Origin of the sequence: Mycobacterium pseudoshottsii JCM 15466, from assembly GCF_003584745.1 — a bacterium.
In the GTDB taxonomy this organism is placed as follows: Bacteria; Actinomycetota; Actinomycetes; order Mycobacteriales; family Mycobacteriaceae; genus Mycobacterium; species Mycobacterium marinum.
On sequence record NZ_AP018410.1, the window covers coordinates 3411307 to 3427610 of the forward strand.

At 66.4% G+C, this 16304-nt stretch carries 13 protein-coding genes and 4 pseudogenes; 8 read left to right on the top strand and 9 right to left on the bottom strand.

The window, feature by feature from the left end; all coding sequences use genetic code 11:
• Positions 1-26 precede the first annotated feature (26 nt).
• The 4 genes from MPSD_RS29460 to MPSD_RS15525 all read left to right on the top strand — a co-directional run bounded on the left by MPSD_RS29460 (position 27) and on the right by MPSD_RS15525 (position 3682).
• Positions 27-377 (top strand): hypothetical protein, encoded by a 351-nt coding sequence (locus MPSD_RS29460; protein WP_232022543.1) that lies wholly within the window; start codon positions 27-29, stop codon positions 375-377.
• Positions 378-462: 85 nt separating this feature from the next.
• On the top strand, positions 463-1572 hold the full coding sequence (gene cobG / locus MPSD_RS15515; protein ID WP_011740282.1) for a precorrin-3B synthase: 1110 nt from the start codon (positions 463-465) through the stop codon (positions 1570-1572).
• 17 nt (positions 1573-1589) lie between these two features.
• On the top strand, positions 1590-2216 hold the full coding sequence (locus tag MPSD_RS15520; RefSeq protein ID WP_020787216.1) for a precorrin-8X methylmutase: 627 nt from the start codon (positions 1590-1592) through the stop codon (positions 2214-2216).
• A complete protein-coding gene (locus MPSD_RS15525; protein WP_020787215.1) occupies positions 2213-3682 on the top strand; it encodes a precorrin-2 C(20)-methyltransferase in 1470 nt (489 codons plus the stop codon). Before MPSD_RS15520 ends, MPSD_RS15525 begins: the two co-directional genes overlap by 4 nt.
• Here the strand turns inward: MPSD_RS15525 and MPSD_RS15530 are convergent.
• The 4 genes and pseudogenes from MPSD_RS15530 to bla form a co-directional block, all read right to left on the bottom strand.
• Positions 3679-4905 (bottom strand): class I SAM-dependent methyltransferase, encoded by a 1227-nt coding sequence (locus MPSD_RS15530; RefSeq protein WP_086085002.1) that lies wholly within the window; start codon positions 4903-4905, stop codon positions 3679-3681. The two genes, MPSD_RS15525 and MPSD_RS15530, sit on opposite strands and share 4 nt — an antisense overlap.
• Before the next feature lie 32 nt (positions 4906-4937).
• Positions 4938-7898, bottom strand: a pseudogene (locus tag MPSD_RS15535) (MMPL/RND family transporter).
• Between the two features lie 32 nt (positions 7899-7930).
• The gene (locus MPSD_RS15540; protein ID WP_011740286.1) at positions 7931-8362 is read right to left on the bottom strand and encodes an MmpS family transport accessory protein; all 432 of its coding nucleotides are present in this window, start codon (positions 8360-8362) and stop codon (positions 7931-7933) included.
• A gap of 351 nt (positions 8363-8713) precedes the next feature.
• Positions 8714-9650, bottom strand: a pseudogene (gene bla, locus MPSD_RS15545) (class A beta-lactamase).
• Between the two features lie 135 nt (positions 9651-9785).
• On the opposite strand from bla, the gene sigC reads away from it, so the two are divergent.
• A complete protein-coding gene (sigC, locus tag MPSD_RS15550) occupies positions 9786-10340 on the top strand; it encodes an RNA polymerase sigma factor SigC (protein WP_012394740.1) in 555 nt (184 codons plus the stop codon).
• A 5-nt stretch (positions 10341-10345) separates the two neighbouring features.
• Here sigC and MPSD_RS15555 read toward each other — a convergent pair whose 3' ends face one another.
• From MPSD_RS15555 to MPSD_RS15570, 4 genes are read right to left on the bottom strand one after another with little or no spacing between them, the layout of a single operon-like run.
• On the bottom strand, positions 10346-11074 hold the full coding sequence (locus MPSD_RS15555; protein WP_036426527.1) for a cobalt-precorrin-6A reductase: 729 nt from the start codon (positions 11072-11074) through the stop codon (positions 10346-10348).
• Complete coding sequence (gene cobM / locus MPSD_RS15560) at positions 11071-11820, bottom strand: precorrin-4 C(11)-methyltransferase (RefSeq protein ID WP_020787208.1); 750 nt, start codon at positions 11818-11820, stop codon at positions 11071-11073. The genes MPSD_RS15555 and cobM overlap by 4 nt, the downstream gene beginning before the upstream one ends.
• Positions 11817-12989 carry a bifunctional cobalt-precorrin-7 (C(5))-methyltransferase/cobalt-precorrin-6B (C(15))-methyltransferase gene (locus MPSD_RS15565; protein WP_015355687.1) on the bottom strand — a complete coding sequence of 391 codons (1173 nt, stop codon included), beginning with the start codon at positions 12987-12989 and terminating at the stop codon, positions 11817-11819. The genes cobM and MPSD_RS15565 overlap by 4 nt, the downstream gene beginning before the upstream one ends.
• Positions 12986-13735 (bottom strand): decaprenylphospho-beta-D-erythro-pentofuranosid-2-ulose 2-reductase, encoded by a 750-nt coding sequence (locus MPSD_RS15570; RefSeq protein WP_020787207.1) that lies wholly within the window; start codon positions 13733-13735, stop codon positions 12986-12988. Before MPSD_RS15570 ends, MPSD_RS15565 begins: the two co-directional genes overlap by 4 nt.
• Before the next feature lie 35 nt (positions 13736-13770).
• Here MPSD_RS15570 and MPSD_RS15575 point away from each other — a divergent pair, with 35 nt between their 5' ends.
• The 3 genes and pseudogenes from MPSD_RS15575 to MPSD_RS29470 all read left to right on the top strand — a co-directional run bounded on the left by MPSD_RS15575 (position 13771) and on the right by MPSD_RS29470 (position 14696).
• Positions 13771-14181, top strand: a complete 411-nt coding sequence (locus MPSD_RS15575; RefSeq protein WP_012394745.1) for a F420-dependent biliverdin reductase — start codon at positions 13771-13773, stop codon at positions 14179-14181.
• 189 nt (positions 14182-14370) lie between these two features.
• Positions 14371-14550: pseudogene (locus MPSD_RS30865) on the top strand (PPE domain-containing protein); the annotation flags it as partial.
• Positions 14538-14696: a hypothetical protein gene (locus tag MPSD_RS29470; protein WP_231507077.1), complete on the top strand. Its 159-nt coding sequence runs from the start codon at positions 14538-14540 to the stop codon at positions 14694-14696. The pseudogene MPSD_RS30865 and the gene MPSD_RS29470, both read left to right, overlap by 13 nt.
• 23 nt (positions 14697-14719) lie before the next feature.
• On the opposite strand, the pseudogene MPSD_RS15585 reads toward MPSD_RS29470, so the two are convergent.
• A pseudogene (locus MPSD_RS15585) lies at positions 14720-16190 on the bottom strand (phosphoinositide-specific phospholipase C-related protein).
• Positions 16191-16304 lie beyond the last annotated feature (114 nt).

The window sequence follows — 16304 nt, forward strand, 5'->3', positions numbered from 1 at the left end:
AACGGTGTACGTCACCCTGTTCGAGGGTGCCCTCGGGCAGGCGCTGGCCGCCGCTGCTGCATCGCGAGCAGGCCCGCGCCCGCTTGGAAGAGGCGATCGCGTTGGGCCGTAGCACCGAAATGTGCTTCTACGAAGCCGAATTGTTGCGGCTGCGCGCACATACCCAGGACGACCCCGCCACCCGTAGTTCGGAGCTGGCCGCCGCCCTGGACCTTGCCCGCCGACAGGGCACCCCGCTCTACGAATTGCGCGCCGCACTTGATGATTTCGAACTACGCGGGGGGCCCGCCCGCCAGGCGCTCGTGGAAGCTTTCAACCGGATGCCCACCGATAGCCCGCTGCCCGAACTCGCGCGTGCTCGCCGCATGCTGGCCTGAGCCGCTGCGTGGGTCACCCCACTTTCGGGGCCGCACCCGGAGTCGGTTGATACGGCGCGCTTGCTGCGTCCCGTACCGTGAGCAGGTGACCCGTGCGCGTGATGCCGACGCCTGTCCGGGTGCGCTGCAAGTGCATCAGGCCGCCGACGGCGCTCTGGTGCGGGTTCGGTTGCCCGGCGGCCGGCTCACCGCCGACCAGTTGGCGGCGCTTGCCCGCGCCTCCAACGAGTTGGCATCGGCAACGCTGGAGCTGACCGCCCGCGGCAACCTGCAACTGCGCGCGATCACCGACGTGATGGCGGTGGCCGACGCCATTGCCAATGCCGGGCTGTTGCCGTCACCCACCCATGAGCGGGTCCGCAATATCGTGGCCTCGCCACTGTCTGGCCGCGTCGGCGGGCTGGCCGACCTGCAGTCGTGGGTCGGCGAGCTGGATGCCGCGATTTGCGCCGAACCCCTGCTGGCGCAATTGGGCGGCCGGTTCTGGTTCAGCATCGACGACGGGCGCGCCGATGTGTCCGGGCTGGGTGCCGATGTGGGTGTGCACGTGTTGGCAGACGGATGCGCGGTGCTGCTGGACGGGCGTGACACCGGTGTCCGGCTGGCCCCCGACGACGTGGTGCCAACCCTCACGGAGCTGGCCGTGAGATTCACCCAGATGCGCGGAAACTTCTGGCGGGTAAACGAATTGATCGATCCGAGCGTCCTGGTTCCCGGCGCCGCGCCGGGCTCGCGATTTCCGGCCGTCACCAAGGCTCCGGTGGGCTGGATACCGCAACGGGACGGCCGCGTCACGCTGGGCGCTGCGGTGCCGCTGGGGATTCTGCCCGCCCGCGTCGCGGAGTTCCTCGCCGCGATCGAGGCTCCGATAGCGATCACCCCGTGGCGATCGGTGCTGGTATTTGATCTCGATGAAGCCATCGCCGACACCGCACTGCGGGTGCTCGCACCGCTGGGGTTGGTGTTCGACGAGAACTCTCCCTGGCTCAACGTCAGCGCGTGCACCGGCAGCCCCGGCTGCGCCAGCTCGGCCGCCGATGTTCGGGCGGATGCGGCGCTGTCGGTGCGTACCGAAGCCGCAGCTTCCGGGGTGCACCGGCACTTCGTCGGCTGTGAGCGGGCGTGTGGGAGCCCGCTGGCGGGTGAGGTATTGGTAGCCACCGCGCAGGGCTACCGGCTGCTGCGAAAAGCCTGACGTCTTAGGGTGAGCGAGTGCTCGACTACATCCGTGACGCCGTGGAGATCTATCGACAGTCGTTCGCGACCATCCGCGCCGAGGCCGATCTGAGTCGGTTTCCCGCCGATATCGCACGGGTGGTGGTACGGCTGATCCATACCTGCGGACAGGTCGATGTCGCCGAGCACGTGGCCTACACCGCTGATGTGGTCACCCGGGCCGGGACCGCGCTACGCGATGGTGCCCCGGTGTTGTGTGATTCCTCGATGGTGGCGGCCGGGATAACCGTCGCACGGCTTCCCGCCGACAATCAGGTGGTGTCGCTGGTCGCCGATCCCAGGGCGGCCGGGCTGGCCGCGCGACGCGAGACGACCCGCTCGGCGGCCGGGGTGGAGCTGTGGGCGGATCGGCTGGCCGGCGCGGTGCTGGCGATCGGCAACGCACCCACCGCCCTGTTCCGGCTACTCGAGTTGATCGACGAGGGGGCGCCAGCACCAGCCGCGGTGCTGGGCGGTCCGGTGGGCTTCGTCGGCTCGGCCCAGTCCAAGCAGGAACTCATCGACAGACCGCGCGGCATGTCCTATCTGGTGGTAGGTGGCCGCCGCGGCGGTAGCGCCATGGCCGCGGCCGCCGTCAACGCGATTGCGAACGACAGCGAATGACCGATCGGGGCACACTGTGGGGTGTCGGGCTGGGGCCCGGTGATCCAGAGCTGGTGACGGTCAAGGCCGCCCGGGTGATCGGCGAGGCGGATGTGGTGGCTTACCACAGCGCCCGGCACGGCCGCAGCATTGCCCGCGGCATCGCGGAACGGTATCTGCGGCCCGGCCAGATCGAGGAGCATCTGATCTATCCGGTGACCACCGAAACCACCGATCATCCCGGCGGTTACGCCGGCGCGCTCGAGGACTTCTATGAGCAGGCCACCGAGCGCATTGCCGCGCACCTCGATGCCGGGCGCAACGTGGCGCTGCTCGCCGAGGGAGACCCGCTGTTCTACAGCTCATACATGCACCTGCACACCCGGTTGACCCAGCGGTTCGACGCCGTCATCGTGCCGGGGGTGACCTCGGTGAGCGCCGCCTCCGCGGCCATCGCCACCCCGCTGGTGGCCGGCGACGAGGTGCTGTCGGTGCTGCCCGGCACCCTGCCGGTTGCCGAGCTGACCCGTCGCCTCGCCGACGTCGACGCGGCCGTGGTGCTCAAGCTGGGACGTTCGTATCACAATGTCCGCGAAGCACTTTCGACTTCCGGCCAGCTCGATGACACGTTCTACGTGGAGCGAGCCAGCACGCCGGGGCAGCGCGTGTTGCCAGCCGCCGACGTCGACGAAGCCAGCGTGCCCTATTTTTCGCTGGCCATGCTGCCTGGCGGCCGTCGGAGCACGGTGGTCGCCGGCACCGTTGCCGTGGTCGGATTGGGCCCCGGCGACACGGACTGGATGACGCCACAGAGCCGCCGGGAGCTGGCACGGGCGACCGACCTGATCGGCTATGGCCCCTACCTGGACCGGATTTCGGTCCGTGACGGCCAGCGGCGTCATCCCAGCGACAACACCGACGAACCCGCCCGAGCCCGGCTGGCCTGCTCGCTGGCCGAGCAGGGGCGCGCGGTGGCGGTGGTGTCTTCTGGCGACCCGGGCGTGTTCGCAATGGCCACTGCCGTGCTCGAGGAGGCCAAACAGTGGCCCGGGGTGCCGGTTCGGGTCATTCCCGCGATGACGGCGGCCCAGGCCGTGGCCAGTCGGGTCGGCGCCCCGCTGGGACATGACTACGCGGTGATCTCGCTGTCGGACCGGCTCAAGCCGTGGGAGGTGATCGCGGCACGCCTTGGCGCTGCCGCCGCGGCGGACCTGGTGCTGGCGATCTACAACCCGGCGTCGAAGACTCGGACGTGGCAGGTCGGCGCGATGCGAGAGCTGCTGCTGCAACACCGGGACCCAGGCACTCCGGTGGTGATCGGCCGCAATGTGTCCGGACCCGATGAGGATGTCCGCGTGGTGCGCCTGGCCGACCTGAACCCAGCCGACGTCGACATGCGCTGCCTGCTGATCATCGGCTCGTCCCAAACCCAGTGGTATGCCGTTGATTCGACCGACCGGGTGTTCACGCCCCGCCACTACCCCTAGCCGGCTGGGCCGGTATTGAGCGCCACCGCAATGAAATCCAGCCGCCACAGCGACTTGAAGAGGTGGCGGCCGAACTCCTCGAGTTCGGCGATGCCGCCCCCGGGGCCCTCGCCGCTTTGCGCGACACCGGCCGCGATTTCTCCAATGGTGCGACGGCCGTCGACCTTGCGTAAGAAGGCCAGCTGCTCTGGCTTGGGCGTCATCTGGAAACCGGGCCAGATCATTTCGTTGCCCGACACCACACAGCGCGTCCGCAGCACCGGAACGTAGTCCAACGCGTCTGCGGCCGAAAAGTCAATCGTGTAAGACTCTTTGGGCCGATCCGGGTGACAGGCCATGAACAGATGGACGCCGTTCAATGTTTCCACGCGCTCCATCACCGACCACAGTTTCGGCTCCGGCAACGCGTTCACCGCCGCATAGAACTTGCTGTTGGGCACGAAGAAATCGTGCGGATAGTACGGTGTCTTCTGAAACCAACCCTGGAATACCAATCCGGCGTCCGCGACGAGGTCGACGCACTCCTCCACGGTGTAGCTGCGTTGGCGGCCGTGCAGAAAGGTATCGACCAAGGCGGCATCGGAGGTCAGGTCCCGAGCCTTTTTCAGATAGTTCTGAACCGGATGGTAGGGCGGCATCAGAGCGATGGCTTCCTTGACCATCGTCACCGAAACGTCGTCCTGGCCCAGACCCAGGTCGCGGAAAACCGAATCCAGCAGATCGACGCCGATGCGACCGTACTTGCCGTACAGCATCGCCGCGACCACGCCATCGGGGCGCAGGCAACCGGCCAGCGCCTTCATTCCGGTCAGCGGATCTGCCATGTGGTGCAGGACGCCGCTGGATACCACGAGATCGAAGTCACGCCCCAGCGTGTGCAGGTCTTCGATTGGCAGCAAATGCAACTCGAGGTTGGTCAGCCCGTACTTGTCTTTCAGATACTGCTGATGATCCAGTGAAGTCTGACTGACATCGACGGAGACGACCTTCGCCGATCGATTCGTGAACGCGAAAATCGCTGCCTGGTTGGTTCCGCAGCCGGCGATCAAGATATCGAGATCGGGCTGGTATGCCCGGTCCGGCCACAGAATCCGGTGGGAATACACCGGATCGAACCACTCCCAGTTGGCTGAGGTCCATGCCGGCAAATCCTCGATGGGATGCGGGTAGACCCACCGCTGGTACTGACGAGAGACGATGTCGGCACGCGGATCGTCGTTCACTTCGGCGCTGGCTCCTTCGGTTGTCGGGCCAGCTAACGAGCGCTCCCGTCAGCACCGCCCGTCTCCGGCGCCGGAGCAGCTGCTGGGACAGTGGCCGGATCGCCGTTAGAACGTTCAGGCGAACCACCGTATCCAGCCGGCTGGGAAGTCGCCACATCTGTGGGCTCGCCCAGCAGCAGGGAACGAACCAGCCGGCGCGGCTCGAAGGGGCCCAGCATGTAGCTGGCCGGGCGCGGCCGCACTCGCAGCGGCCACCAGAACCAGCGTCCGAGCAGCGCGGCCACCGATGGCGTCATCAGCGAGCGCACGATCAGGGTGTCGAACAACAGGCCGAGACCAATCGTGCTGCCGGCCTGGCCAATCGAGCGCAGGTCGCTGGCAACCATGGACAACATGGTGAAGGCGAACACCAGTCCGGCCGCGGTCACCACACCGCCCGTTTCACCCATCGAGCGAATGATGCCGGTCTTCAGTCCTGCGCCGATCTCTTCCTGGAAGCGCGAAACGAGCAGCAGGTTGTAGTCGGATCCGACCGCCAACAGAATGATCACCCCGAACACCGGCGCGATCCAGTTCAAGTCCAGGCCCAGGATGTGCTGCCAGACCAACACGGACAGCCCGAATGCGGCGCCCAACGACAGCAACACCGTTCCGACGATCACCAGTGAAGCCACCAAGGCCCGGGTGATGATCACCATGACCACGAAGATCAACGTCAGCGCCGCGATTCCCACGATCAGGATGTCGTACTTGGAACCGGTTTGGATGTCGTTGTAGATCGCCGCTGTCCCGGTGAGATAGAACTTGGCGTCGGCCAGCGGCGTCCCCTTCACCGCTTGGCGCGCGGCATTGAGTCCCGGCTTGACCGCCGCGATACCTTTCGGAGTTGCGGGGTCGGAGTCGTGGGTGATGATGAAGCGCGCGGCCTTACCGTCCGATGACAAGAACAGTTTCAGACCCCGCTGGAAGTCAGGGTTGTCGAACGCTTCCGGCGGCAGATAGAAGTAGTCGTCGGCCTTGGAAGCGTCAAACGCCTGGCCCATCGCGCTAGCGGTGTCGGTCATCCGCGACATCTGTGTGACAAGCCCCGAGAAGCTGCTGTGCAGGGTGAGCAGCGTGCCTCGCATGGAGGTTGCCACCGCGATCATCGACGGGAACTCGGCCTGCATCCGGGGCAGTATCGAGTCGACGTCGTTCATGTCGCCGATCAGCGCGTCCATGTTCTCGCTGAACTTGTAGACGCCGTCGATGGCGTCAAAGACCGATCGCGACGCCCAACAGACCGGGATGTTGAAGCAGTGCTGTTCCCAGTACAGGTAGCCGCGGAACGGTCGCGCGAAATCATCGAAATCGGCCAGATGATCCCGCATTTCGTTGAGCGTGACCCGCATTTCGCCCATGTCGCCGACCATCCGGTGCGTCGTGCCGCTCATCTGACCCAGCAGACCCTGCATGCGCTCCATCGAGGCGATCATGGCGCCCAGGTCGTCGCTCATCTTGAGCATGTCGGCCGTGCGCTCTTTCATGAACTTCAGATTCTGTTGTATCGGCAGCGCTTGCATGCTGACCTGGAACGGAATCGACGAGTGCTCGATGGGGCTGCCCAGGGGCCTGGTGATGCTTTGCACCCGCGCGATACCCGGTGCCCGGAACACCTCCTTAGCGATCCGGTCCAGCAGAATCATGTCCGAGGAATTACGCATGTCATGATCGCCCTCGATCATGAGGATGTCGGGGTTCAGTCTCGCCGCACTGAAATGCTGCTCCGCGGCGACGTACCCAACGTTGGACGGCAAGTTACGCGGGATGTAGTAGCGATCGTTTTAGCTGATCTTCATGCCCGGCACGACCATCATCCCGACCAGGGCAATCAGCAGTGACGCCACGAACACCGGCCCAGGCCAGCGGACGGTCGCGGTACCGATGCGCCGCCAGCCGCGGACCTTGATCATCCGTCGCGGATCGAGCAGGCCGAACCGGGTGGCCACCGCGACGATGGCCGGCGCCGCCGTCAGCGCACCGGCAATGACAACCAACAACCCCAACGCAGAGGGGATGCCCAGTGCCTTGAAGTAGGACAGCCGAGCCAAGTGCAGACAGAACGTTGCGCCGGCGATCGTCAGCCCCGAGCCCAAGATGACGTGATAGGTGCCGCGGAACATCGAATAGTAGGCCGTCTCGCGATCTTCACCGGCCTGGCGTGCCTCTTGGTAACGGCCGATGAGAAATATCGCGTAGTCGGTGCCCGCCGCGATTGCCAGCGATGACAACATGGCCACGACGAACGTCGAGAACCCCAGCAAATGGTGGTGCCCGAGCAGGGCGATGACTCCCCTGGCGGTGCCCATCTCGAAACCGACCATCGCCAACACCAGCAGCACCGTGCTGACCGAGCGATAGACGATGAACAGCATGATCATGATGACCACGCCGGTCACGCCCATCATCTTGAACATGCTCTTGTCGGCGGCCTCGTTCATGTCGGTGGTCAAAGCCCCCGGACCGGTGATGTAGACCCGCATTCCGTCAGGTGGCGGTGACCGGTCCACGATGGCGCGCACCGCGTCGACAGACTCGTTACCCAGGGTGCTGCCTTGGTTTCCCGCGATGTTCAGTTGCACGTAGGCGGCTTTGCCGTCGCCACTTTGAACACCCGCGGCCGTGATTCGGTCCGCCCACAGGTTGTGGACGTGCTGGACGTGTTCGGTGTCGGCCTCCAGCTTTTGCACCAGGCCGTCGTAGTAGCGGTGTGCGGCGTCGCCGAGTTCCTTGTCGCTCTCGAGAACGATCATCACGATGCTGTCCGAGTCGGACTCGTGGAACGTCTTGCCGATGCGCTTGGCGGCGATCATCGCGGGCGCATCTTGCGGCGACATCGTCACCGCGTTATCCCTTGCGACAAACTCGATTTGCGGCACGAAGACATTGACCGCGATGGTCAGCAACAGCCAGATCAGGATGATCGGTATCGCGAACGCGCGCACCATCCGCATGAATCGGGGGCGGTCGTTGCCGCTCTTGCCGCTCATGCTGCTTTCACCAAGCAGAAGGTCTGGGCGTGGTGTCCCTGCGCGGATTGCTCGTCCTTGACGTCACCGTTGACGGTGATGCGACAACCAATGCTGTCGCTGTTGCCCTGCGCCACAATGTTGGCGATGATCGCCGGGATTGTCGTCGTGATCGTGCGGGTCCAGGGCAGGGTGCTGAAATCCGCTTCCTCGGGCTCGGCGTTCTTGTTCAGATAACTCACGCTGCCGGCCGTACCACTTGGCCCAAAAACCTCGTAGGTCACTTGTTTTGGGTTGAACGGCACGATGGTCTCCACGCTGCTGCCGGTCGACGAGAAGATCTCGTCGGAGCCGAACACACCCCGAAGACGATCGACCGCTGTGCCCCCGATGGCGACCGCGATAACAACAACGATCGGCACCCACGCCCGCTTCAGAAAGGTGAACACTTACGTTTCCCTTCGCTCATGGCCCCTAGCCACCGAATTAGTCTGGCGCGCCCGCTGTCGCGTGGAATAGGGCCATTTGCCCCTGCGAGCGGTGGTCATCAGGCCCAAAGAACGCCCCGCCCTGACCACGTCAACACCACTTTCACCGCCCCACGCATGCCGGCACGACACGGGACGACCAGTTGCTGACATGCGCCAACTCACCCGTCCCCTCCTTCGCTCACGACATCCTCCCGACGACCATTTATACCATACCCCGTAGGGTATATAGGAAGGCTGGCGGAGCGAACCAAGACGATGCCGATACATGTGGCTAGCGCACGCCGCCGGCCAATTCAGGCAAATGCAGGCTCAGGCAGACCACTGTGCGAGAACGTCGGCCACGCACTTGGCCGCGTCGGCTACCAGCGGATCACACCAGGGGGCCTCGGGGCCGCCGCCGACTCGATCGGTCATGATCGCCACCACGTAGGGCGTGCCACCCGGTGACCACACCACCGCAACGTCATTGGCCCGTCCGTATTCGCCCGAGCCGGTCTTGTCGATCACCCGCCAGTCAGCCGGGAATCCGGCCCTGATTCGCTTGGCGCCGGTGGTGCTGCGCCCCAACCAGTCGATCAGCTTGTCGCGCTTCTCGGGGAGCAACGCGTCACCGAGAACCACCTGTTGATAGTCCATAGCGATGGCATGGGGGGGTGGTGGTGTCGCGCACGTCTCCGGGCGGATTGCGGTTCAGCTCTGGTTCCATCTGATCAAGCCGGCTTACCGAGTCACCCAGGCTCCGCAGGTACTCGTTGAAGGCCGCGATACCGCCGATGTCCTGGAGCAACAGATTGGCCGCGGTGCCGTCGCTGTAGCGAATCGTCGCATCGCACAGCCCGCCGATGCTCATCCCGGTCGCCAGATGCTGCTCGGTGATCGGCGACGTCGACCGGATATCGGCACTGTTGTAGGTGATCACCGTGCCGAGATGGGCAATCGAATACCGGTGCAGGACCGCGGCACCGAGCAACCCCTTGAACGTGGAGCAGAAGGCGAATCGTTCATCGCCGCGATGCTCGACCGCCGCCGTCGCGTCGGTTCCCGGCACGTACACCCCCAGTCGTGCCTCGTACTTCTGCTCGAGTTCAGCAAAGCGGCTTTCGAGGTCCGGGCTGGGCACCGCCATCGTCGAGGCCAAGTGTTGATCACTGGCCGCTTTGGCGCATGCCGAAAGCGGGACCAACGCAGCCATCGCCGCTAGCAACTGACGCCGGTTTACCGCCGACCGCGGGTTTGAGGGACGCATATCGCGAACGAGTGTCCCACGATCCCGGTTTCAGCGTGTCGCTTCCCCGGCGCTGCGGCGTGGGGCGGCCCCGCCGCGGCGCTCTACGACGGCCGGTCGTAGGGCGCCGCACCTGCCCGGTTAAGGTATTTGCCCATGACCACGTCACCGGACGACGAGGCCGTCACAGCATTGGCTCTGGCGGCCGCGGATGGTGACGCGCGGGCATTCGAAGCGTTCATCAAAGCCACCCAGCAAGACGTGTGGCGTTTTGTGGCCTACCTGTCGGACGCGGGCAGCGCCGACGATCTGACCCAGGAGACCTTCCTGCGCGCCATCGGCGCCATCCGGCGGTTCGGCGGGCGGTCCAGTGCTCGAACCTGGCTACTGGCGATCGCACGGCGGGTGGTGGCCGATCACATCCGCCACCTGCAAGCACGGCCGCGCGCCGCACACGGGGTGGACCCCGAGCTGCTCCTTGACCGTGGACGGCGCGCTCGCGGCTTCGAAGACCTGGTGGAAGTGACCACGATGATCGCCCAGCTGACCTCCGATCAGCGGGAGGCGCTGCTGTTGACCCAGCTGCTGGGCCTGTCCTACACCGACGCCGCCGCCGTGTGCGGCTGCCCGGTGGGGACCATCCGGTCCCGTGTCGCCCGGGCGCGCGACGCGCTGCTCGCCGACAACGAGCGCGACGATCTAACCGGCTGACGTAGCTAGCGCAGGCGCGCGACCCAAGCGGCGGCCTCCTCGACCGTGCCCACACTGCTCACGCCCGCCGGTAGCCGCGGTCGCGCCACCATCACCACCGGGACATCGAGTGCGCCAGCGGCATCCAGTTTGGCGCGGGTCATGGCGCCGCCGCTGTTCTTGGTGACCAGTGCGTCGATCCGGTGTTCGCGCAGCAGCCTCACCTCGTCGTCGTAGTGGTATGGCCCCCGGGAGAGCACCAGCTGGTGACGACGCGGCAACGAGGCGCCGTCAGGCGCGGTGACCGCGCGAATCAGAAACCATGCGTCGCTGTCGATGAAGGCCGCCGTGCCGGATCGGCCGGTGGTCAGAAATATCCGCGAGAACCGTTGTTGTGCTACCGATTCCGCCGCTTCGATGTCGGATCTCACCACCAGGGCCGCCCCCGGATCCCATGGTGGGCGAGCCAAGACGATGTGGGGTAAGGCCAGTTCGGCACAGACTTGGGCGGCGTGGGCGGTCATGGTCGCCGCGAACGGATGGGTGGCGTCCACCACGGCGTCGATGCGCTCGTCAACGAGCCAGCGTCGCAGCCCGTCGACACCGCCGAACCCGCCGATGCGCACCGGGCCAACCGGCAGCGCGGGGTCGGGCACCCGCCCGGCCAGCGAGCTGACCAGGTCGACCTGCGGATGTAGCCGGGCGGCCAGGGCGCGCCCCTCGCTGGTGCCGCCGAGCAGCAATAGCCGCGTCAATGCGCCCCCCGGCGGGCCACCGAGTACAGGTAGCTGTCGGTGAAGCCGTCGGCCGCCAGCACGTCGCCCACGACGATGACCGCGGTCTTGGTGATGTTGGCGTTGTGCATCTGTGCGGCGATGTCGGACAGCGTGCCGCGCAGCACGGCCTGTTGCGGCCAACTGGCGAAAGCGACTACCGCGGCGGGTGTTTCGGGTCGGTAGCCTCCGGCCAGCAGTTGCGGGATGATGGCATCGATCTGCGCGGCGGCCAGGTGTAGCACCAGCGTGGCGCCGGGCTTGGCCAGGGCAGCCAGGTCCTCCCCCGGCGGCATCGGCGTGGACAGGGTGGAAATCCTGGTCAACGTGACGGTCTGCGACACCCCGGGCACGGTGAACTCGCGCTTGAGTGCGGCCGCGGCAGCGGCGAACGCCGGTACGCCCGGAACGATTTCGTAGCCGATGCCCAGCGCGTCGAGTCGGCGGCACTGCTCGGCCAGCGCGCTGTACAGCGACGGGTCACCCGAGTGCAGCCGGGCCACGTCGTGGCCGGCGGCGTGAGCGGCGGCGAGTTCGGTGATGATCTGCTCGAGGGTGAGCGGACCGGTGTCGACGACTTTCGCCTCAACCGGACAGTAAGCGAGTAGGTCATCGGGCATGATCGAGCCTGTGTACAGGCACACCGGGCAGCTTTGGAGCAGCCGTTGACCGCGCAGCGTGATCAGATCCGCTGCCCCCGGCCCGGCGCCGATGAAATAGACCGTCATCGCTTGGTCACCGCCCATTGGGTGACCGGCATCTGCGGGCGCCAGCCGGTGAAGCCCCCCAGCGGCTCGCCCTGATAGTGCTGGAATCGTCGCAGCTGGCCGCCGAGGCGCGAGTGCGCGTGCACCAACGCGGCTTCCGACTCCGCGGTGACCACGTTGGCGACCAGGCGCCCGCCCGTGGGCAGATGGCCCAGGCAGCTGTCGAGCAAACCGGGCTGGGTCAGGCCACCGCCGAGGAAGATCGCCGATGGTTCGGCGGTGCCCTCGAACGCCAGCGGCGCTTCGCCGCGCGCATCGACGCTTACCCCGAAGGACACCGCGTTGGATTCGATGTTGGCCCGGCGCCGCTCGTCACGCTCGAAAGCCACCGCGGTGCAGCCCGGCCAGCTGCGGCACCACTGGACGGCGATGCTGCCCGAGCCCGAGCCGACGTCCCATAGTCGCTCACCCGGCCGCGGCGCCAGGGCCGCCACGGTCAGCGCGCGGATGCCGTGTTTGGTGATCTGGCCGTCGTGAGCGAAGGCGTCGTCGGGCGGCGCCAGTACCCGCGCCTCGGGCAGATAGCGGATGGCGATGACGTTGAGGTCGTCGACGTCGACGGGGGCCTCGGCGGCCCACTTTCTGGCGGTGCCGTGGCGGTGGCGCTCGACCGGACCGCCGAGCTGTTCGAGCACGCTGAATTCGGAGTCACCGCTGCCGTGCGCATGCAGGAGCGCCGCCAGCTGCGAGGGCGTGGCCTTGCTGTTGGACAAGATGATCGCCTGCCCGCCGCGGCGTAGCGCGGTGTGCGGCGGCGCGGTGACCAGGCTGATCACCTCGGTGTCATGCACGTTCCAGCCCATTCGGGCGCACGCGAGCGTCACCGCGGAAACGTGCGGCACGACCCTGACGTGTTCGGGGCCGAACAGCCGGATGAGGGTGCCGCCGATGCCGTGCATCAGTGGATCGCCGCTGGCGACAACGTGGATGTCGGGTCCATCGGCGGGCAGTTGTTGCAGCGCCGGCAGCATCGGCGACGGCCACTCACGACGACTGGCGGTGACCGTCTCATCGAGCAGGTCAAGCTGCCGTTTGGAGCCGTAAATTATTGTGGCTCTTTGCAGTTCGCAGCGCGACGCATCGGATAGCCCGGGTATGCCGTCGGCGCCGATACCGACCACGACAATCATCGCGGCATCTTTCGCCACAGGAATTGCGGCAGTAGCCGCAGCACGAAGAACATCGGCCGCAGTGCCCACGGAATCCAGACGGTGCGCCACCCTTTGGCCAGTGCCCGCGTGGTGGCGGCGGCCACCTGGCCCGGGGTGCTCGATAGGGGTGCGGGGGCCATGCCCTCGGTCATCCGCCCGATGACGAAACCGGGCCGCACGATCAGCAACCGCACCCCGGTGCCGTGCAGCGCGTCGGCCAATCCGCTGGCGAAGCCGTCCAGGCCGGCCTTGGCCGATCCGTAGACATAGTTGGCGCGACGTACCCGCGCCCCGGCCACCGAGGAGAACACCACCAGCGCCCCGCGGCCGGCGGTGCGCATCGCCGCCGCCAGGTGGGTGAGCAGACTGATCTGAGCGACGTAGTCGGTGTGCACAATGGCGATGGCATGCTCGGCGTCGCGCTCCGCACGGGCCTGGTCGCCCAGGATCCCGAAAGCCAGCACCGCGGTACCGATCGGCCCGTGATCGGCGACGATCGAGGCAACCAACGGGCCGTGGCCGGCCACGTCGTCGGCGTCGAACTCGCGGGTGTGCACCGCCGCCGCGCCGGCGGTCTTCAGGGCGGCGACCTGCACGTCAAGCTGGTCGCCGCCCCGCGCCGCCAGTATCACCGTCGCCCCCGGAGCCAGCCGACGCGCGAGTTCACTGCCGATCTCGCTGCGACCGCCGAAAATTACCACCGGACCTGCGCTCGTGTCGTCCACGGCTGCGATTATCGCCTGCGCTAGCGTGGGTAGCGATGGCCAAGACGACTACCCGGCTTACCAATGACGCGCTGGCGTTTCTCTCCGAGCGCCATTTGGCCATGTTGACCACGCTACGGGCCGACAACTCACCTCACGTGGTGGCGGTGGGGTTCACCTTCGATCCCCACACCCACATCGCACGCGTCATCACCACCGGCGGTTCCCAGAAGGCGGTCAACGCCGACCGGGGCGGGATCGCGGTGCTCAGCCAAGTGGATGGTGCGCGGTGGCTGTCACTGGAAGGCAATGCCCTGGTGAACAACGACCTCGACGCCGTGCGTGACGCGGAATTGCGTTACGCACAGCGCTATCGCACCCCCCGGCCCAACCCGCGACGGGTGGTCATCGAAGTCGAGATCCAGCGGGTGCTGGGGTCCTCGTCGCTACTTGACCGCGGCGACTAGCCCGCTCCCCCGGCGACGTCGTCATGACGCGGGGGTCACTCAGAAACCACCGGCGGCTGTCAGACGCAGTTCGTGAGCGGATCAGCCCGGATTTCGGAAACCAAGTTTCTGCCCCTGCGGCAAATGGACTTTCGTGATCGCCGAATTGGCGACTCGCATCGGTGTGCACGGGGGAAGGCTTCACTGGGAATGAATTACGTTATGCGGGCGCCTGAGATCAATTCATTGTTGATCTATTCCGGCGCGGGTTCGGGACCGATGTTGCAGGCGTCGGCGGCCTGGGCTGGGTTGTCCGATGAATTGGGCGCGGCGGCGCAGTCTTTCCGCTCATCGATCGCGAACCTGGTGTCGGCGGCGTGGCGGGGTCCGGCGTGGGCGCTGGCGGCGGCGGTTCCAACGTTGGCTTCTTCAACTCGGGTAGCGGTGGCTACAACTCCGGTTTCATGAACTCCGGCAAGTACGATTCCGGCGCCATCAACACCCGCACGGAGCAATCGGGATTCTTTGGCCGTTAGGGCCGCTGACCACCCTGCGCGCGTCAGGTTCCCGGCGAGAGGGTGTATCGCACCCACGCACCCCCGACCAAGCTGGACACGGCGTGCAACCGGGAGTTCTGATCACCGGATCGGGGCAGTGCAAAATCGGCCCCAGCGGCGGTGCAGGCCAACGGAGCACCCGCGAACGTGACGGCCCGTCGAGGTCACCGCCCATGTTCCCGCCGCGGTCACGCAGGCCGCGGGGTGCGCGTCGGTACACGGCGCCGACACCCAACGTCCGTCCCGGTCCTGCAAGGTGCACTCGCCGGCGCCGGCGCGAGGTTCATCTGGTGCCCAACTCCACAGCGACGCCTGGATCCGTCCGTCCTCTGGCAGCAGCTGGTCGAAGCCAAACAGATTGACGCCGCAGTCGATCATGGCTTTGGCTTTCGCCGGTGCGAGTGCTTCCGGATCCGTCGGCGGCCGGGTCGGTTTGACCAGGGCGGAGACCAAAGTGGAGTCCTCGTAGTAGCGGACCAGTCTGGAGGCGTAGGTGCCCGCGCCGTAGGTGGCGTCGCAAGCCGGGTAGGCCCGGTAGCCGGAGGTGGAGCCCTTCTCCACCTCGACACCGTCCCAGTTGAAAACATCCGACGCCCACCCGGATGCACACGAGCCGACCACCACAACCTGTGCACCAGATGCGCGAACGTCATTGCGCGACAGGTTAAGCGGCAGCCGCACGCAGCCGTCTGCGGCGCGCTGGGCCGGGTTGGGTCGGTAGATGAGGCTGCTGCCGTCCGGACGACGCAAGACACCGTCAAGGGTGCCAACCGCCGAGGCGTACGCGCGCGCGTCCTTCAACTCGTCTTCGAGGTAGAGCAGGATGACCTGATCGGAATGTGCCGGCGTGCCGAGCCAGTTGGCGATTTCGGGTAGCACGTTGCCAAAGGCCGGTTCGGTGGTGCAGCCCAGGTTGGCCTTGTCCGGTCCGAGCCCGTGACACACCGTCACCCCACGTCCGCCGACGAGGTCGAGCCGCCGGATGTAGTGCAGGTCCAACTCCAGCGCACGGACGTCGATATCGAGCTGCTGGGCCAGCGAAAGCTGTTGGTTCGAGTCGGCATGCGAGGGCGTGAAAGACTCGCTGAGGCTGTTGAACGAGTTGTGGGTGCCCAGCCACTGGGCCTGCCGTAGCGGCAACTCGTCCTGCAGCGCGTACTGGAACTGCGCCACGCGGTGGACCCAAGATTGCAGGTAGGCGTCCCGCGCAGCCTGAGTTACCTTGTGCGCCAATGGCAGAACACAGTGCGCGTCGGCTATGCCGACCCGGCGGCATTCAGCGCCGAACGCATCGGTGGCCTTGCCGAGCGCAACACACGGGACCGCGATGGGGCTGATGGCGTCGCACGGCGCGGTTGGCGAGGGCGGAGCCACCACCCCGGAGGTGTCGGCGGCCACCGGCGGGATGGTCGTCAACACCACCCCGAACACGCCGATGACGACGGCGCCCTTCATCCATCGGCTGCCGGGCATGCGCTACCTTGACACGCCAGCGCGCCGACATCGAGAGATGTTGTCGAAGTGTTGCAAGGACGGTTGGAAGGTGTAAGCGGAGTTCTGAGCCGACCTCGGTAGTCCCGGAACTGT